Source organism: Pedobacter africanus (genome assembly GCF_040548825.1).
GTDB classification, from domain to species: Bacteria; Bacteroidota; Bacteroidia; order Sphingobacteriales; family Sphingobacteriaceae; genus Pedobacter; species Pedobacter africanus_A.
This window is the reverse complement of the sequence record NZ_JBEPSL010000001.1, coordinates 885,501-903,492: the sequence shown is the minus strand read 5'-3', so window position 1 is coordinate 903,492 and position 17,992 is coordinate 885,501. Positions and strand designations below refer to the sequence as shown.

At 42.5% G+C, this 17,992-nt stretch carries 21 protein-coding genes; 10 read left to right on the top strand and 11 right to left on the bottom strand.

Features of this window, described 5'->3' with window-relative positions; translation table 11 throughout:
- Nucleotides 1-14: 14 nt before the first annotated feature.
- A complete protein-coding gene (locus ABIE26_RS03635) occupies nt 15-734 on the bottom strand; it encodes a TIGR00730 family Rossman fold protein (RefSeq protein WP_310139925.1) in 720 nt (239 codons plus the stop codon).
- 16 nt (nt 735-750) lie between these two features.
- The gene (locus ABIE26_RS03630; RefSeq protein WP_310139927.1) at nt 751-2,130 is read right to left on the bottom strand and encodes an MBL fold metallo-hydrolase; all 1,380 of its coding nucleotides are present in this window, start codon (nt 2,128-2,130) and stop codon (nt 751-753) included.
- 158 nt (nt 2,131-2,288) lie between these two features.
- Between ABIE26_RS03630 and ABIE26_RS03625 the strand changes: the two genes are divergently transcribed.
- From ABIE26_RS03625 to ABIE26_RS03605, 5 genes are all read left to right on the top strand, one after another.
- Nucleotides 2,289-2,852, top strand: a complete 564-nt coding sequence (locus ABIE26_RS03625; RefSeq protein WP_310139929.1) for an RNA polymerase sigma factor — start codon at nt 2,289-2,291, stop codon at nt 2,850-2,852.
- Nucleotides 2,818-3,786 (top strand): 1-phosphofructokinase family hexose kinase, encoded by a 969-nt coding sequence (locus ABIE26_RS03620; RefSeq protein ID WP_310139931.1) that lies wholly within the window; start codon nt 2,818-2,820, stop codon nt 3,784-3,786. The genes ABIE26_RS03625 and ABIE26_RS03620 overlap by 35 nt, the downstream gene beginning before the upstream one ends.
- Nucleotides 3,767-4,315, top strand: coding sequence for a DUF1003 domain-containing protein (locus tag ABIE26_RS03615; RefSeq protein WP_310139932.1), 549 nt, complete (start codon nt 3,767-3,769; stop codon nt 4,313-4,315). Before ABIE26_RS03620 ends, ABIE26_RS03615 begins: the two co-directional genes overlap by 20 nt.
- Nucleotides 4,316-4,399: 84 nt before the next feature.
- Nucleotides 4,400-4,810: a hypothetical protein gene (locus ABIE26_RS03610; RefSeq protein ID WP_310139934.1), complete on the top strand. Its 411-nt coding sequence runs from the start codon at nt 4,400-4,402 to the stop codon at nt 4,808-4,810.
- A gap of 218 nt (nt 4,811-5,028) precedes the next feature.
- Nucleotides 5,029-6,840 (top strand): PAS domain-containing sensor histidine kinase, encoded by a 1,812-nt coding sequence (locus tag ABIE26_RS03605; RefSeq protein WP_310139935.1) that lies wholly within the window; start codon nt 5,029-5,031, stop codon nt 6,838-6,840.
- Here ABIE26_RS03605 and ABIE26_RS03600 read toward each other — a convergent pair whose 3' ends face one another.
- The 5 genes from ABIE26_RS03600 to ABIE26_RS03580 all read right to left on the bottom strand — a co-directional run bounded on the left by ABIE26_RS03600 (nt 6,841) and on the right by ABIE26_RS03580 (nt 11,278).
- Nucleotides 6,841-8,490, bottom strand: coding sequence for a sensor histidine kinase (locus ABIE26_RS03600; RefSeq protein ID WP_310139937.1), 1,650 nt, complete (start codon nt 8,488-8,490; stop codon nt 6,841-6,843). It lies immediately after the preceding gene.
- Between the two features lie 123 nt (nt 8,491-8,613).
- Nucleotides 8,614-9,378 (bottom strand): DUF72 domain-containing protein, encoded by a 765-nt coding sequence (locus ABIE26_RS03595; RefSeq protein WP_310139938.1) that lies wholly within the window; start codon nt 9,376-9,378, stop codon nt 8,614-8,616.
- Between the two features lie 16 nt (nt 9,379-9,394).
- A complete protein-coding gene (locus tag ABIE26_RS03590; protein ID WP_310139941.1) occupies nt 9,395-9,922 on the bottom strand; it encodes an RNA polymerase sigma factor in 528 nt (175 codons plus the stop codon).
- 207 nt (nt 9,923-10,129) lie between these two features.
- Nucleotides 10,130-10,780, bottom strand: a complete 651-nt coding sequence (locus ABIE26_RS03585; protein WP_310139942.1) for a response regulator transcription factor — start codon at nt 10,778-10,780, stop codon at nt 10,130-10,132.
- 51 nt (nt 10,781-10,831) lie between these two features.
- Nucleotides 10,832-11,278: a ferritin-like domain-containing protein gene (locus ABIE26_RS03580; protein ID WP_310139944.1), complete on the bottom strand. Its 447-nt coding sequence runs from the start codon at nt 11,276-11,278 to the stop codon at nt 10,832-10,834.
- A gap of 97 nt (nt 11,279-11,375) precedes the next feature.
- On the opposite strand from ABIE26_RS03580, the gene ABIE26_RS03575 reads away from it, so the two are divergent.
- The gene (locus ABIE26_RS03575; RefSeq protein WP_310139946.1) at nt 11,376-12,614 is read left to right on the top strand and encodes a thioredoxin family protein; all 1,239 of its coding nucleotides are present in this window, start codon (nt 11,376-11,378) and stop codon (nt 12,612-12,614) included.
- Here the strand turns inward: ABIE26_RS03575 and ABIE26_RS03570 are convergent.
- The 4 genes from ABIE26_RS03570 to ABIE26_RS03555 are packed head-to-tail and all read right to left on the bottom strand — an operon-like array spanning nt 12,611 to nt 15,754.
- Nucleotides 12,611-13,927 (bottom strand): sensor histidine kinase, encoded by a 1,317-nt coding sequence (locus tag ABIE26_RS03570; RefSeq protein ID WP_310139947.1) that lies wholly within the window; start codon nt 13,925-13,927, stop codon nt 12,611-12,613. The two genes, ABIE26_RS03575 and ABIE26_RS03570, sit on opposite strands and share 4 nt — an antisense overlap.
- 3 nt (nt 13,928-13,930) lie before the next feature.
- Nucleotides 13,931-14,605: a response regulator transcription factor gene (locus ABIE26_RS03565; protein ID WP_310139949.1), complete on the bottom strand. Its 675-nt coding sequence runs from the start codon at nt 14,603-14,605 to the stop codon at nt 13,931-13,933.
- 11 nt (nt 14,606-14,616) lie between these two features.
- The gene (locus ABIE26_RS03560) at nt 14,617-15,459 is read right to left on the bottom strand and encodes a hypothetical protein (RefSeq protein WP_310139951.1); all 843 of its coding nucleotides are present in this window, start codon (nt 15,457-15,459) and stop codon (nt 14,617-14,619) included.
- A gap of 10 nt (nt 15,460-15,469) precedes the next feature.
- On the bottom strand, nt 15,470-15,754 hold the full coding sequence (locus ABIE26_RS03555) for a hypothetical protein (RefSeq protein ID WP_310139953.1): 285 nt from the start codon (nt 15,752-15,754) through the stop codon (nt 15,470-15,472).
- A gap of 153 nt (nt 15,755-15,907) precedes the next feature.
- Between ABIE26_RS03555 and ABIE26_RS03550 the strand changes: the two genes are divergently transcribed.
- From ABIE26_RS03550 to ABIE26_RS03535, 4 genes are all read left to right on the top strand, one after another.
- Nucleotides 15,908-16,708 carry a DUF4382 domain-containing protein gene (locus ABIE26_RS03550; RefSeq protein ID WP_310139955.1) on the top strand — a complete coding sequence of 267 codons (801 nt, stop codon included), beginning with the start codon at nt 15,908-15,910 and terminating at the stop codon, nt 16,706-16,708.
- Between the two features lie 23 nt (nt 16,709-16,731).
- Nucleotides 16,732-17,235: a hypothetical protein gene (locus ABIE26_RS03545; RefSeq protein WP_310139957.1), complete on the top strand. Its 504-nt coding sequence runs from the start codon at nt 16,732-16,734 to the stop codon at nt 17,233-17,235.
- A gap of 70 nt (nt 17,236-17,305) precedes the next feature.
- Nucleotides 17,306-17,704 carry a hypothetical protein gene (locus ABIE26_RS03540; protein WP_310139959.1) on the top strand — a complete coding sequence of 133 codons (399 nt, stop codon included), beginning with the start codon at nt 17,306-17,308 and terminating at the stop codon, nt 17,702-17,704.
- A 53-nt stretch (nt 17,705-17,757) separates the two neighbouring features.
- Entirely contained in the window at nt 17,758-17,958 is a 201-nt protein-coding gene (locus ABIE26_RS03535; RefSeq protein ID WP_310139961.1) for a hypothetical protein, read from the top strand.
- Nucleotides 17,959-17,992 lie beyond the last annotated feature (34 nt).

Sequence of the window (17,992 nt, the reverse complement as noted above, 5' to 3'; positions counted from 1 at the left end):
TAAACGTTCGTCGTTCAATTATCTTCAAAGAGCCATTTGAAGGGCTTTATCTTTTGCTCAGGTTTAAGGGCGTAACGCTTGATACTTTTTTCTTTAATCAGCGTAACAGCCTCCTCAATGCTGTCTGTTACCAGGAACAATTGTGTATCCATATCAGTAACAGTACGGTACTTTTGCATTTGCATAATGTGATCCAGCAGTTCTTTATGATAATCTTTCCCAAAAATGATGATGGGAAAATCACTGATCTTGCGGGTTTGGATCAAAGTTAAGGCTTCAAAAAACTCATCCATCGTACCATAGCCTCCAGGCATCACTACAAAAGCAAAGGAATATTTAACCAGCAAAACTTTACGGATAAAGAAATGACGGATATAAACCCATTTATCCAGGTAGGGATTAGGCTGCTGTTCTCTGGAAAGCTGGATATTACAGCCTACTGACCGTCCACCTACATCCCTGGCACCCCGGTTGGCAGCCTCCATCAGACCAGGCCCGCCCCCTGTCATTATGGTAAAGCCGAGTTTGGCAAATTCCGCTGCTGCCTTACGCGTGAAATCATAATAAGGATGATCATCCTTAAAACGGGCAGAACCAAAAATGGTAATACAGGGGCCAAGAAAATGCAGCTTTCTAAAGCCATAAATAAATTCACGCATTGTTTTCAGCGTAAAAAGCAGTTCTTTCCATCTTGACTGCGGCCCCTGCAAAAATATAATTTCCGACTTACTCATTTTAAAAAATACAACATCAGGCATGAAACAGTAAAACATCTTCTGCCTGCTTCATAATTTTCACCGGCAAATGGAGTTCGGTCTGAATCTTTACCCTGAGCGCTTCCTGGGCGCAGGGCTCTCCGTGCACCAGCATGATCTGCTTAGGCTGCTTTTCAAACTTTCCTATCCAGCGCAAAAGCTCCGCCTGATCTGCATGTGCCGACAGGCCTTGTATCTCTTTCACATTGGCCCTAACTTCGAAGTACCTGCCATGAATTTTTAACTCATGGCTATGATTAAGCAATGCCCTACCCCGGGTTCCTTCAGCCTGGAAACCGATAATAAGAATGGTGTTTCTACCATCTCCAATATAGTGTTTCAGGTATTCCAGTACACGGCCACCAGAGAGCATGCCGCTTGCCGCAATAATGATTTTACTTCTTTTATTATCAATCGTAGAAATGGTGTCGGCGAATTCACGGTTAATGGTGATATGATTGCTCACTTGCAAATATTCCGCCTTTGAAACTGTAGTAAATTCATCAGCATAACGGATCAGAATACTGGTTGCCGTTGCCGCCATTGGACTGTCCAGCACAACCGGCAAATCCGAAGGTATCCTTTTTTGTATTTGCAAAGTATTGATCATATAAATCAGTTCCTGCGCCCGCCCTACCGCAAAACTGGGTATAAGAATATTACCATGTTGATCGATTGTTTTGTTGATGACATCGGCCAGTTCGTCATAGGGGTCTGTATCGTCATGAAGCCTGTCACCATAAGTGGATTCCATTACGATATAATCGGCAGCGGTAAAAAAATCCGGCGGCGGTAAAAGCGGACTATTATCTCTTCCAATGTCGCCCGAAAAAACAATTACTTTTTCAAAACAGGTCAGTTCTATAGAACATGCCCCTAAAATATGTCCGCAGGTTTTAAACCGAAAATGAATGTGATCACTTAAACTGACATAAACATCACAGTTGATGACCTTAAAATGTTTAAAGGAAAACCGGGCATCCTCAACGGTATAGAGCGGCTTTGCCGGATGGTGCCTGGTATAATGATGTTTATTTGCCCGTTCAGCATCCTCTTCCTGTAGTTTTGCACTATCCAGAAGTATCAGCTGTGTAAGTTCATATGTTGGTTCACTCATATAAATATTTCCTTTGAATCCATTTTTAACCAACAAGGGAATATAGCCGCAGTGGTCCAGATGCGCATGGGTCAGAATGATCACATCAATTTCTGAGGCAGCTATATGCAATGGTTGCCAGTTCTGTTCGCGAAGGGACTTTATTCCCTGGAACAAACCGCAATCAATAAGGATATTGAGTTCGGGAGTTTTCAGTAAATGTTTGGAACCTGTCACTGTCCCGGCAGCCCCCAGCGATTGTAAAATTACGTCGTTCATCTTTGTATGATTATTTTACATAAAGTTGAAGGAACAAAGGGAAATAAGATATGACTTCCGGCACATTAATGAGTGATTAACAGCACACAATGCTGTGCGCAACCTCACGGCAGGTTACTATTCAGATAAATAGCTTTACTTATCTAAAACTCATAGCCATGAAACAAAATATTCCCTCTGAGCATGCGCAGACAGCATTTCACAATCTGCTGCTGACAGAAATTTCAGCACTGGTTAATTTTGCCAGAAGATTCTCCATAAATGTTGAAGATGTAAACGATCTGGTACAGGATACCCTCATCAAAGCATTGAGATTTTCTGAAAAATTCAAAAAAGGCACCAGTCTTAAGGCCTGGCTGTTTGTAATCATGAGAAATACCTATATCAATAACTACCGGAAATTGAAATTTATGCGTGATAAGGTAGGACTACTTGATGATGTGGATATGGGAAAAGTACTTTCACAATTTACCGCGTATAATGCGGGTGAATCCAGGTTCACCGGTAAGGATATTGAAACTGCGCTGGAAAAGCTGCCTTCCGACCTGTATATCCCATTTAAAATGTTTATAAGCGGATATAAATATCATGAAATTGCGGAGCAAACCGGCGTTCCATTAGGCACTGTAAAAACGCGTATCCATAATGGACGGATGACCCTTAAAAAAGCACTTAAAATATACCAAAATGATAACCAGCCACATTATAACAATAACTTTTAGTCCGGCAATTGACAAGAGCGCCTCGGTGCCGTTGTTAATCCCGGAAAAAAAACTGACTTGCACAGCACCTGTTTATGAACCAGGTGGTGGAGGAATAAATGTGGCCAGGGCAATTAAAAGACTGGGTGGAAATGCTATTGCGATCTATCCTGCCGGTGGATACACGGGAAAATTGCTGACAACATTGCTTACTGATGAAAAAGTGGATGTGCTCCCTATAGAAACAAAGGAGCATACCCGTGAAAACATCACGATAAAAGAAACTGTAACCAATAACCAGTACCGGTTTGGCATGCCGGGGGTGAGCGCTAGCAGCAGTGTATATAAAAAATGTCTTAAGCTAATAGAACAACAGCAAGCTCCCGCTTACATAGTGGTTAGCGGGAGTTTGCCTCCGGGCGTGCCACCAGACATCTTTAAAAAAATAGCAGAAATTAGCCAGGCTAAAAATGCCAGACTTATAGTCGACACTTCGGGTGAGGCGCTTAAACAGGCTTTGAAAGCAGGCGTTTACCTGATTAAGCCAAATTTAAAGGAACTGGCCAACCTGTCTGGGCTGCAGGTTTTGGCAGTTGATGATGCTGAAAGAGCGGCTAAAGAAGTGCTGAACAAATACAAATGCGAAGTCATTGTTACTTCTTTGGGTGCTGAGGGGGCTTTCCTCGTTACGCCATCAATGTCCCTGAAGATTAAAGTTCCCACAGTGAAAACAGAAAGTACCGTAGGGGCTGGTGACAGCATGCTGGCAGGAATTGTTTACAGCCTTTTTGACTCCAGAAGTCTTACCGATGCAGCGCGATATGGAGTCGCCTGCGGCACCGCTGCAACGATGAACCCCGGCACAGAACTATGCCATCTGAAAGATGTAGAAAAATTATATCAGATTATTTCACAAAATGAACAACGCCATGGGCATGAAAAAAAAACTGAATGATGATGTATCATCTGCTGAAAACGAATTCCTCAACAAACTTCATAAAATTGTTGAGGAAACAATAAAAGAAGAAGATCTGGTGCTCAACAATCTGCTCCACCCGGCTAAAGAACAGCTCACAAACGGGCAAAAAATCTCTGACAGGGTAGCCCGTTTTGGCGGAAGCTGGAAGTTTATTATTTTCTTTGTCATTCTACTGGCCCTCTGGATTGTTTACAATGTTACAGCGATAAGCAGCAGGGCTTTTGATCCTTATCCGTTTATATTGATGAATCTGATCCTCTCCTGTATAGCGGCATTGCAGGCTCCCATAATTATGATGAGTCAAAACCGAAAAGAAGAAAAAGACCGCATGAGAAGTGAAAATGATTATCTGATTAACCTCAAAGCCGAAATGGGTATTCGCAGCCTGCACCAGAAAATGGACCTGCTGCTTGGAGAGCAGATCAAAAAACTGTATGATCTGCAGGCTGTAGAAATCGAATTATTGAGAGACCTTAAGAACAAATCAAAATCGATCCAGGATTAAAGCATGGCTTTATCCGATAAAAAGTATAAGCAGCAATTTTGAAACTATTATTTATAGCTGGCTGTTTAACATAAAAACGATACTATGGAAAGCCACCCTTTTTGGTTCTTTATTCTGGCAATAGTAGTTGCCTGCATATCCTGGACAGTTACCAAAGAAGAAATATTTAAAGAGCCCCGGGAATACTGTGTTGCAAAATCAAAATCCTGCAGTACCTTATTGAAACGGAAATTTTTTTATGTGTTTACCTGCGAATATTGCTTCAGCCACTATGTAACACTCATTTTACTGCTAATAACCGATTACAAATTACTTTACGAAAACTGGATTGGCTACATCATAGCTGGCTTTACCATTGTATGGATGGCTAACCTGTATATGAGTTTATACAATATCATCCGGATAGATCTGAAAAAAGGAAAAATCACAGCGGAAGAAGAAGCCGAAAAACTTAAAATTCAAAAAGCGAATGCTGATCACATCAGGATCCCATAAAAAATCCTGAGCAAGCCGCCTGCGGTCCTTAAAAACAAATTTTCATTCAGGATTGTTAAGCACCGCAAGTGAGGTGTATCCATTCCATTACCTACATGAAATTTTATGAATCAGAGACCAGCAAACATATCCATCAAAAAAGATTACCTTTCACCAGCAAAAAATTTAGGCTATCGCACTGAAGATTTGATTTGGAAAGTGCATAACCAAACACCCAAATGAAGCAAAAATTACTACAATCTGCCATGGACAGTTCTGCTGCCATGATACAGGTATTTGAAGCTGTACGCGACAGCAAAGGCACTATTATCGATTTTAAATGGATTTTAAACAACCCAGCTTCAGAAAAAGTGTATGGCGATGTCCTGGGCAAGAGCCTGCTCAGTTTAAATCCGGGTGTAATTGAAGAAGGGATATTCGATACCTTTAAGCAGGTAACTGAAACCGGCATTCCCGATGCATCAGAAAGACATTACGTTCATGAACAGTTTAAGGGCTGGTTTTACCAGTCGGTCGTGAAACTGAACGATGGAGTAGCAACTTCAACCATCGACATTACCCATATCAAAACCACCGAATTGAATGCCAGATCCGGACTTGAGTTTTTCCAATCGGTGGTCGACAGCTCACTCGACGTCATCCAGGTGTTTGAAGCCGTAAGAAATGAAAAGGGAAATATCATCGACTTTGTATGGATTCTGAACAATACCCAGGGCGTTAAGCAAAATGGGGATGTAATTGGCAAACGCCTGACCACATTAAGCCCTGGAGTAATTGTGAGCGGGATTTTTGATAAAATGGTTCATGTTACTGAAACTGGCATCTCCTATAAACACGAACATCATTATCCATATGAACATTTTGGGGACGCCTGGTTTTACCAGGCACTCGTGAAGTATGAAGATGGTATTATCATGACCACGCGCGACATCACTGCAGAAAAAAGAGCGGAGCAGGAGCTGCTGAACATAAAAGATGACCTGGCCAAACAGGCTGCCGATAAGTATGTTTGGTTATTCAACTCGATTGAGCAGGGTTTTTGCACAATCGAAATGATTTTTAATGAAGCAGATGAACCGGTAGATTACCGTTTTTTGGAGATGAACAAAGCATTTGAAGCACAAACAGGCCTCACAAATACAGTCGGAAAAACAGTAAGGGACATCTTACCTGAGCACGAAAATCATTGGTACGAAATCTACGGAGAAGTTGCAAAAACCGGACTGTCTAGGCATTTTGAAGAATATGCAGCCGCCCTGGGCCGCTGGTACGACGTTTATGCTTTCCGAATTGATGCGCCCGAAGACCATCATGTTGCGGTTCTTTTTAATGACGTTACCGAACGAAAAAAAGCGGCCGAGAACCTGCTTAAAGCACAGGAAGTAGAAAAAAAGCAGCAACATCGCAGGGAGCTGCTCAAAGCTACGCTAAACGCCCAGGAAAAAGAGCGCCGTCGGATTGCAGAAAACCTGCACAATGGACTTGGGCAGATTCTATTCGGGGCCTTGCTTAATTTTAACCAGATCAACCTGAAAAAAGGTGAATCCTGGACAGCCCGCCATGATGAAATCAGACAGACGACAACCTCACTCCTGCAACAGGCCATCAGGGAGTCCCGAGATATTTCCCATGAATTAATACCCAATGTACTGCAGGACTTTGGCTTTAAGGCAGCCATTGAAGATATATGCAAACAGTTTAAGGGCGTACTGGATATTCGTTGTTTATTCCATAACCTGCCTGAGGTTATGGAACAGTACATTGAAATTGTCATCTACCGGAGCGTTCAGGAACTTCTTGTCAACATCATCAAACATGCCGGCGCAAATAAAGTAACCGTCGGCATCAATTACGATGCAAAGCAGTATACCGTTGAGGTAAGCGATAACGGCCAGGGCTTTGACGCAAAGAAGGTTTCCTATGGCATTGGCTTGCACACCATCAGGCAACACGTGGAGCTGCTAAGGGGTGTGCTCAACATTTCTCCGGCAAATCCCGGAACAAGGGTACAGCTTACCATACCTTCCTGATTATGAGGTTATGTTCACAGGTATGGTAAAGTAAAAAGTGCTTCCTTTTCCAACTTCACTTTCTCCCCATATTTCTCCGGAATGACGGGTGATAATTTCATTGGCCAGATACAGGCCTATTCCAAGTCCCGAAATGTTGGGTGCTGACTCGTCTACACGATAAAATCTTGTAAAGATGCTCTTTAGCTTGTCTTTTGGTATGCCCGGACCGAAATCTTTTACAGACACCACCACTTTTTCGGCTTCGTACCTGAGTGTTACTTCAACACGGTTGGCTAAAGGCGAGTATTTTATGGCATTCGACAAGAGGTTAATTACCACCTGTTCGATCCGCTGGGCATCGCCATCCACCAGGCATTGTGCTACATCACTTTTAAAAGTTATGGTATGTGCGGATACACTTTGCTGGATGAGTTCAATGGCTTCTTCAACAATCTGCTTCAGGTCAAAGGTATCGATTCTTAATTTTAGCTTGCCAGCCTCAATTTTCGAAATATCAAGTAAATCGTTAACCAGTGTGGTAAGTCTGGAAACCTGGTGCAGTGCTTTATCCAGAAACAGCTGATGCTCGGTACCTGCAATCCTCCTGCCGAGTATCTGAAGATAACCGTTGATGCTGGCCAGCGGTGTTTTAAGTTCGTGGCTGGCCAGTCCGATAAATTCGTCCTTTTTGTCGTTCAGGGCCATCACTTCCTCCAATAATTTTGCATTGTCCAGACTTATGGCAGCCTGTGCAGCTATCGAAGTGACCAATATTTCATGCTCTTCGGTAAATTTTCCTGATTCGGGATGCCCAAAGAACAATCCGCCTATCACTTTGCCCGATCTGGATATCACAGGCACAGCCAGGTAACTCACCACCGGCAAATGACCTTTTGGCATGCCAAAATGAGGAGCATTATGGCCATAGCGAGGGTCTTTTGTAATGTCATCTACCCTTACTACGCGCTCACCGGAAAAAGTGGGGTGAAAAACAGCCGTATTCCTGGGCATTCCAAACTTATCGAATGCTTCACGGGGTGCACCCGACAAGGTATAAAGCATGTAAGATTCACCTTCTTCATCTATCTTGTTGTAAAAGAAAGCACCGAACCTTGCCCCTGTAAGGTTAGTGGTGGCATCGGTAACCTTTTGCAAAATCTTATTCAGATCCAACTCTTCTGAAATGGAGCTCATCACCATATTCATGATCTCCAGCCGCTCGGTATATTGCCTGGCAGCATGCTGCGATATGACCTGCGCGCTAATGTCACGTGCGATTTTAGATGCCCCGATAATTTTGCCGTTCTCGTCAATAACCGGCGATACTGTTATCGACAGCTGCACCAGCTTTCCATCTTTACCCATGCGTACCGTTTCAAAATGGTCTATTTTCCGGCCATTTTTAATCTGGGAAATGATGTAATCTTCCTCCTGAAAACGATCAGGGGGAATGATGATAGAAATGTGCCGCCCTATCGCCTCCTTTTCCTGGTAGCCAAATACCCTTTCGGCAGTAGGGTTCCAGCTTGTAATTATACCTTCCAGCGTTTTACTTATAATGATATCATCGGATGAATTAACAATGGCTGCCAGTCGTGCCTGCTTCTCATCAAGTTCAGCAAGTCTGAGTTCGTTTAATTTTTGATCGCCCCGCAACTCCTCATTCATATTCTGAAATAAATCTTGTTCATTTTTATTTAAGTTCCCAATTATACACCAAAAGGATGTAAGTCTTTGAATATTTAAAGCTAATATTTTTATTGGGATTAAAGCCGAAAGATTGAACTTCCTTTAGCTTAGCACCATATCTTTCAGGGTAAATAAGTTTGCTATTGCATTACCCATGGTATTGTTAAAATAACAGAATACAGTTTTATCTTCTTGCAACCAGCTCCGGATATACCCTGCATATTCGTAAAGCACCTCATCTTCATAGCTTCCTCCGTACCTTCCATCGGGGCCATGAAAGCGCAGGTAAATAAAAGGAAGCGCTGTTTCCAGCATTGGCGTAACTGCAGGTGGCTTATCCTGAATTACCATACCCATGCCATACGTATTGAGCAACCTGTACACTTCGTCCCGGTAAAGAGATATATGTCTGAATTCCAATGCAATATTCCATTTGCTTTCCGGATCAGCAGCTCTCAGTACATCCATCAGCAAGGCCAGCTGCCGCAATTCACTTATGCTTACGCTGGGTGGAAACTGCACCAGCAAACACCCTTTTTTATGGCCTGCCTGATCAATAACCTCCATAAAATGTTTTACGGCTTCCGGATCAAATGCAAGATGCTTGTTGTGGGTGATGCCCCTGTAAAGCTTAAAAGTAAACCTGAAATCATGGGGCACCTCATGTGCCCATTTCGCTACTGTAGCGGCTTTTGGCACTTTATAAAAAGAGCTGTTCACTTCAAGACTGTTCATTAAAGAACCATAAAAACACAGGCGGCTTTTGTCCCGGAACGCTTCCGGATAAAAAAGCTTATTCCGGACAGGTAGCAGCAGGCCACTTGTTCCGGAATAATAATTTGGAAAAATGTTTTTTTTTAAAGCCATATCAGGAGGAACAGCTTTAATTTTTCAGGAACTCCGCATGATACATCTTCAGGTTTTTCTTTAGCACCATTCTGGCACAATGAATTCTGGTTTTTACAGTACCTATAGGAATATTCAATTCTGCAGCAATCTCGTGGTATTTATAACCTTCAAAATACTTGATAAATGGATAGTAGTATTCATAAGGTAATTTAGCTAAGGCTCCCTGAATGTCATCCAGCGCGCACTTGCTTTCTCCTTTGTTACTTGCGGCATTATTTTTATAATTATCGGCAGCAAGCCCGGCACTTTCGGCTTTATAAAATTTAAGCTTGTTGGCCCTGCGGTAATTATTGATAAAAGTATTTTTTAAGATCATGTACAGCCAGCTTTTTAAATTGGTTCCCTGCTCAAATTTTGTAGCATAACGAATTGCCTTGAGGAAGGTCTCCTGAACCAGATCATCGGCGTCGTCTTCGTTTTTGGTAAATGAAATTGCAAAGTGGCGTAAGGTGTCTCTGAATGTAAATAACTGCCTGTTAAATTCCAGTGATTCTGTTTTCATATTAAGGGGTTTTAAGATTAGGGTTACCTTAAAATCCCAAACACTATGCCGTTAGCTGGCCTTTTTTAACAGACCCTTCGTTCTAAAGGAACCAGTAAATATTTTGGGTATTTCCACAGTTCACATCGGGTATAAACATCCTTAAACTACCGTATTTATACCTGTATTAAAAATATTTACCTGTAGGCTAATCCATGCAGTGCTGCCTCATTGCACAAAGCCGTTTAAAACGGCATATCGTATGAGTGCGGCGGTATTTCTGGAAGCGGTTTTTTCGAGTAAACTCTGGCGGTGCCCTTCCACAGTTCTTTTACTGATAAACAGCTTATCAGAAATTTCATTATTGGTTAAGCCTTCCGCAATCAAATGCAGCACTTCAATTTCACGGGCCGAGAAGTCTGTTTTGTCGTTTGAGATGGTTAAAATATTTGGCCCGCATTGTATAGACTTTTCGAACATTTTCATGGCAAGTTCCGAACAAAGGTATTTACCCCCATTATGAACGTGTTTAAGTGCAAAAATAAGTTCATCGGCACTTACGCTTTTTAACAGGTACCCAGCCGCGCCGTTGATAAAGGCCTCGGATATATATTTTTCATTGTCGTGCATGGAGAGTATCACAACTTTTGTATCCAGACAGCGCGCTTTAATTTCTTTAAGCAAACCTAAGCCATCCAACTCCGGCATATTGACATCGGCAAGTACCACATCAGTTTTATCTGCTTTGGAAAGATATTCCAGCACCTCCCTGCCATTTACAGCCTCGGCCGCAATGTGAATGCCCTTATCTATTTCGAGTATCATCCTGATCCCGTTTCTTACAATGTTATGGTCTTCTGCCAGTATTACCTGTATCATATGTGCTCTACTTATTAATAAATCAGGGGCTAAAAGCCCCTGATTCATCTATTATACCAACTGATCTCTCAGCGCTTTGATTTCGTCGTGCGAAGCCTTTAGCTCTGTTTGCTGATCGGTAATCAAAGATCGTAAATTTGCTGATAAACCATCTGCTTCAAGCGCCATCTTATACGCCTTCTGTGCGGCATCTTCGCCAAATTCGCAATTGCTTAAAACCGTTTCGCGGTCGTGCCCAGTAAACATGGCTTTAATGTCCATCCATGCCCTGTAAATTTTTCCGGATGTTGTTGTACCCGTATCCGCATCACCACCAAGTACCTGCAATTCCTGAACCAGTGCCGCTTTGTGCCTGTGGCTTTGTCTTACCATTTCAACGAACAGGGTTTTCAGATCTGTATCTTCTACATGTAATTCTTCAATGGCTTTCTGGTAGCCGGCGATCCTGTCGTTTGTAATCTGTACAAGATCGTTTAAGATTTCTTTATTATTTTCCATTTTTAAAAGGTTTTGATGTCTTATAAGAACAGTCGCCATTGATTATGGTTTTCCTTTTTTTAAGACTAACTTTATCAGGCACATCCAAGCTGATAAAATGAAAAGATTTGTTCCAATTTGTTTTTTTTTGCTGTATGGAGCATCAGTTTTTGGCCAAACCAGTGATAAAAAGGGCATACAGTTCTTTGAAGGCAGCTGGCAGCAACTACTGACCCAGGCCGCTAAAACCAATAAAATGATTTTTATAGATGTTTATACCGATTGGTGCGGCCCCTGCAAATACATGGATAAATTTGTATTTACCGAACAGGCAGTTGGCAACAAGTACAACGTCACATTTATAAATTATAAAATAGATGCAGAAAAAGGTGAGGGTAAAAACCTTGCCGCGAAATATAATGTAAGGGCTTACCCTACCTATCTTTTTCTGAACAGCAACGGCGATCTTGTGCACAAGGTAGTGGGCGAAAGAGAAAAAAAAACCTTTATTAACATCGCCGATGAGGCCCTGAAGGCCGGTGGCGATAAATTTAATCTTGCTCATCTGGAAAAGACTTATCATGAGGGTAACCGTGACCCGCTTTTTCTGCGCAATTATCTGGACCGGCTTTCGGCAATGAATATGGACAATACAGCGGTGCTGGATGCTTATTTTAAAACCATCCCCAAGGGGCAGTTAGGCGAAGATGCGACCCTGCTGTATCTGGCCAATCAGCTGAGCGGAAAGCAGTCTGCATCGCTGGATCACCTGATCCGCTATTACGATAAACTGAGCATAGCCTCAAAAGAAAAAACCACGAACCGTTTGTTTGAAAAAGTGGTCAGAAATGCAGCGGGACTTGCATTAACAGAGAAAAGACTGACAGCCTATCCAGATCTGATGGCATTTGGCAAACAGCTTTATGGCCTTACCGAAAACCAGAAAGCCGTCATGAACCGGTACGATCTGATGTATTACGGCTTAACCCGTAACTATCAGGGTGTAAAAAATGCAGGCTACAAAATGGCTGCCCAACCTTTTGCTATTTCTGCTGATAGCCTTCGGGCCGAAGATAAACGCCGCTTCGACAAAGTAATGCAGCCATTTATCAGCGGTGAGAAAGACAGCACAAAAACCCCGGGGTTTGAAGAAGAAAAAAAATACCTGGTAAACCAGTATACCATGGAAATTGCCGAACAACTTTACACTGCTGCAAAAGCATTTGCTGATTTACCCGCTACCGAGCACCAGGCATTGGCAGATGCCCTAAAATGGGCGAAAAGGTGCAGGGAGCTGAAACCAGATGCCAAAGTATTCATTGACCTGGTCAAAACACTGGAAGCCCTCGCCCCTTAATTTTTCGGAAACAAAATTGTAAATATTGTGCCTTCACCTACTTCTGATTGAACATTAAGCTGTACCTGGTGGTACAATGCGATACTTTTCACAATGGCCAGGCCCAGCCCGTAACCTACATCTCCTTCCAGATTGGTCTTCATAAAGCGGTCAAAAACAAAGGGCAGATCTGCTTTGGCAATCCCGATTCCCGTATCCTTAATGGTAAGCTCATAGGCGCCATTGGCTAAATAGCTGTCATTTATAAAAATCTCTCCATGAAGGCGGTTAAATTTTATGGCATTGTGCAGCAGGTTAAAAAACAGCAGGAACAACAGGTCCTTATTCACATCTTTCAGTACCGCCGCAGGGGAAACATCCAAAAAGATCTTTATTTCCTTTTCCTCCAGCCTATGGCCGATCTCATCGACGATTTCGTTAAACAACTGTAAAGGTTTAACCTCTTCCTTTCTGATGTACTGCTCGTTTTCAATCCTGGAAATCAGAAGCAATGATTTCGTTATGTTTTTTAACCTGTCTACCGTTTTCATCATTTCTACAACAGCTATAGTTGAGGGCTCGTCCAGTGTTTCCTCCCTTAGCAGGTTTTCCATCTTATTCTGTAAGATACTGATTGGTGTCATCAGCTCATGCGAGGCATTGGAGGTAAATTCCCTTTCCTTATAAAAGGCCTCATTGATTTGGTTCATTAACAGGATCAGCGATTCATCCAGGTATTTAAAATCAGTTGTACTGGTTTTGATCTGCTGCTGTTCTGCTTTAAAAGGAAACTTTCTGTTGATCAGCCGGGTATTTATAATTTTTGCCAGCGGGCGGATCAGTAAACGGATAAAAGTAAGGTCAATCAATATCGTGAGCACAATAAGGGTGATCAGCACGTATAAAGCAAATTCCTGTAAAGGTTTGTTGTACTGGTTGATACTTGCCGTTGTCTTACCAATTTCGAGCAGGTAGTTCTTGTTCTTTTCCTTAAAGGTATAGCTTAAAACCCTATAGTTGAGGGTATCGCTTTCAATCAAACGCTGGGAATCTTTGATGGTATCCATCTTTATTCCGGCACCAACCGGCAGCAGGGCTATGAATTCTTCTTTGAGCATGGTATAACTACCATAGGTCTCATCGCCCTGAAAATAATAATCCAGGCCGTTCTTTCCTATTATGCTGAGCACCTTCTTTCGCTGCTGCTTTAAAGTATAATTGGTATATTCTGAAGCGATCTGTCTGACCAGAAATGGAAGTGTCAGAACAAACAGCAATACAATCACCAGTTTTGATCCGGTAATGAAAATGGTAAGTTTAGCCGATAGTTTCATTGTTTATTTTTTAATCCGGTACCCCACACCACGTACGGTTTCGAGCCAGTCTGTATCGGCCCATGCGTTTAGTTTTTTACGGATATTTTTGATATGTGCATCAATATAATTGGAATCGTAATCGTCGTTCACGAAGGTGCCCCAGATGTGTTCGCTCAATTGCACGCGCGTAAGCACCCTGTTTTTATGCAGCAGAAGGTAACTCAGGAGGTCAAACTCTTTACGGGAAAGTTCTATCTTTTCTGCTCCGAACAGCACCATTCTTTTAGGGATATCGATGTGAAAGCTGCCAATGGCGATGAGTTCCTCTGTAATGCTGAATTTCCTGCGGGCAATGGCCTGCATTCGCGATTGCAGTTCCAAAAGATAGAATGGTTTGGCCAGGTAGTCATCGGCCCCCAGGTCCAGTCCGCTCACCCTGTCCTTCAGGTTTGTTCTGGCCGTGATGATGATGTAAGCGGCATCCGGGTTGCTCGTTTTTGCCCTTTTTAAAACTTCAAGACCATCACCATCAGGCAGGCTCAGGTCTATCAATATGAAATCGTAGGTGTTCAGTTCCAGCTGTTCCAGCGCAGCCCTGAAGGAATGTACAATATCACAAAGGTAGAACCCTTTTTTCAGAAAGGCCTCCATTTCGTAGGCCAGTGTTTTTTCATCCTCAACAATTAATACCTTCATTTGCGGTAAGATTAAAACTGATAGTAAAAACCAAGACCAAAAAACGATTGCCGGGATTTCAGTTCAGCATCTGCTTTTGCCCCCAGCACAGACCACTGGTAGCTAAACTCGGCCATATAGTTTGCCCGGCTCAGGTAAAGTGGCAGTTTAAAATTATAAGATAACATATTAAAACTGTCGGACGCAGTAACAACAGTAGTGGTTGAATTGGAATTTCCTGGCTGCACCGGGGCTTTGCCCTTCCCCTTTGCTTTATCCCGGTTACTCTTTTCTATGGTATAGCTTTCATAAAAATGCCGGGTGCCCGCTACCAGTTCTACAGCAGGTTCTATAGAAACTGCATTTTTTTTATTAAATAAACTGCCGAGGTTAATCTCTTTGGAATGGGTCAGGCTGATAAAGACATCCTGCTGTTGTCCGAAAGCATAGTCGGCACTAAGCGAGCTTTTAAGCCAGGGCCAGGTATAATTTGCAGAAACATTCACATTGTTTTCATTTGCAGCCTGTAACAGCGGGGAATTGGATGGAAAGAAAGAACGGGTATACGCCAGTCCGGCTTTAAACCTGTCGTTAAAATTATAATCAAAACCAGCTCCCAGGTCTGTTTCAGACAGGCCGCTTCCGTAATTCAAAAGCTTGTATGAACCTGCAGAGAGATACAGGCCAACAGGGAACCTGAGGGTGGCGTTGACCAGTACGTAAGGTAGTTTTTCGGTAGTCGCCTGCCCATAATAACTCACATCCGTGCTATAAAGAGCAGCCAGGGTCAGGCTTGTTTTTTGCGTGCTGTCCTGCTGCGCACGTACCTTTAAACAGGTTATACAAATCAGCACAAATAAGGATGTGACTCTCATGGGTTATCTGTTATGGCCTTTTAATATTGGGACGTATAACCTTGATCGGCTTTGCCTTAACATTAGGTTTAACCACCGGCGGCCTCGATTGTTTACGGGCTTTTGGCACTTCCCTTATATCTGGCTTAACCGGTTCCTGCTGATCCGGTTTTCCTTTGGGATCCGGTTTTTCGCCGCGCTTTTCTTTTTTTTCATCCTGCCATGTGTGTGCAGTGCCGCTGGCCCCTGCCGTCTGGTACAGTGTCAGTATAAAGATAGCGATTAATAGAGTTCTGAAAATGAATAACCTACCCATTATGTAAATATAAGTCCTGGCAAATGTCACAGTCCAACATGAATTTAAGATGAAATTTCAGGGTCAATTAAATCCGGAATTTCATGTTCAATTCATCTTCGCTATCCAACTTTGAGTAACAAAAATGTTAATATTTATTTAAAATCTAAAACTATGAAACTAAGAATTGCATATGCAGGCTTCGCGCTTCTTTTTACGACGTTCATTTTTCTTAATGGATGCAAAGATGACAACAATGACACTGCAAAAGGTACAACCAAAGTGGAGGTCAGGATGACCGATGCTCCGGGGAACTTCGATAAGATTAATCTGAGTGTGAAGGAAATTGTGCTGGTTTCGGGTGGCAAACCTTATACTTTTGCTTCCTCGGCAAGTATTTTTAACATATTGGACTTCCGGATTGGCAGCAGCAGGCCTGATATACTGGTTGCCTCAGGGGAAATGCCAAGCGGCGAGATCTCCGAGATCAGGCTGGTTTTAAACGAAACAGGAAATACCATTGTTGTAGGTGGTGTACAGCAATCCCTTACTACACCAAGCGGACAATCATCCGGCTGGAAAGTTAAACTTAAAGCAAACCCTTCCCTGGAACCAGGTGTAACCTATTCTTTATTGCTGGATTTTGATGCAGCAAAATCTATTGTTAGTACTGGTAACGGCAAGTACTTGCTTAAACCTGTGGTAAGAGGCCTGACGGCAGCTACATCCGGGCTGATCTCCGGAACTGTACTTCCATTACTAAGCCACCCTGAAGTATTGGTAATTGCCGGGACAGACACTGTGGGCACGGTTGCTGATCCATTGAGCGGAAAATTTACTGTGGGCGGTCTGGCTGCCGGAAACTACAGCGTAAAATTTGTACCTGTTACAGGCTATAAAGACAGCACCGTTACAAATGTTGCTGTGGCATTGGGTCAAAACAATAACATGGGCACCATTGTTCTAAAACAATAACCATCAGACTTAAACTCTGTATCATGAAAAAATTAGTTTTTTTAATCCTGCTCAGCGTATCCGGCTTTATTTCGCTGCCCTCTACTGCACAGATCAGCTTAAATGTGAATATCGGATCGCAACCACTTTGGGGTCCAACAGGTTATGATCATGTAGATTATTACTACCTGCCGGATATTGAGAGTTATTATGACGTTCCCGGAAGGCAGTTTGTGTACCTGAACAATGGGGCATGGGTTTTCAATTCGAACCTTCCTGTGCGATACCGGAATTACGATCTGTACAATGGCTACAAGGTGGTCATCAATTCACCTAAGCCCTACCTTCACTTTAAAGACCATAAGGTTAAATATGCAAAGTACAAATCCAATCGCGGACAGGCAGTGATCCTGAGAAGCGATGATCCCAGGTACTATGTAGTTAAAGGGCATCCAAAAAATAAATTTAAAGGAAACTCCAAAGCGGGTTACGGGAAGCCAGGCAAAGGTAATGGCAATGGTAAAGGAAACGGCAAAGGGAAACACTAGCCTGAATTTAAACAGCGCTGTAATTTTATTACAGCGCTGTTTTTGATATTATAACTACCTTTGCTATATAATGAAAACAAAAAACCTCATCAATTACAAGGGCTGTAGCTCAAAATGGCTGTTCGCAGTTGTTTTGCTGCTTAGCTTTTTTAATTTTTCGGGGTTTACCGTATCAGCTGCATATACAGGCCCGGATAAGCAGCAAACTTCTTTTTTAGGAGAAAGCAGGCTCAGCCAGTCAAAAAGCATCAGTTACAAAAGAGCTGTAAACCAGATCAGGCGGCAACAACATCTTTTTATCCGGATAAATGACTTGTTGCATTTGGCCGAATGGCACACCCTCCAGCTCAATGTAAAGACAATAACCTGCAGGTCTCCCCTGTCGGCCATTCAAAAAATCAATCTCTTCTACCAGCTAAAATCTGTAGCTAAAAATGATGATGATATGTCACGCTGCAAGCTAGCGTAAAACATTCAATGCCAGCACACTGGCAACAATCATTCATTTTTAAAAACAGATACATGAAACAGTTTAAAAAGCTGATGAGGTTATCTGCTGTATTTCTGTTTATGGTACTGGCATTGGCCGGAATCGGCATTTCCGGTACGCCGCCAACGCTTTCCCGGGACAGAAAACTATTTGCAGATACTGAATCGGTTATGGAAGTAAAAGAAGAAGATGAGCAAAACGAAATGCTGATTAATATTACAAAAAAAAGATAACATCGGTCTACGATTAAGCAGATTATATAGGTGA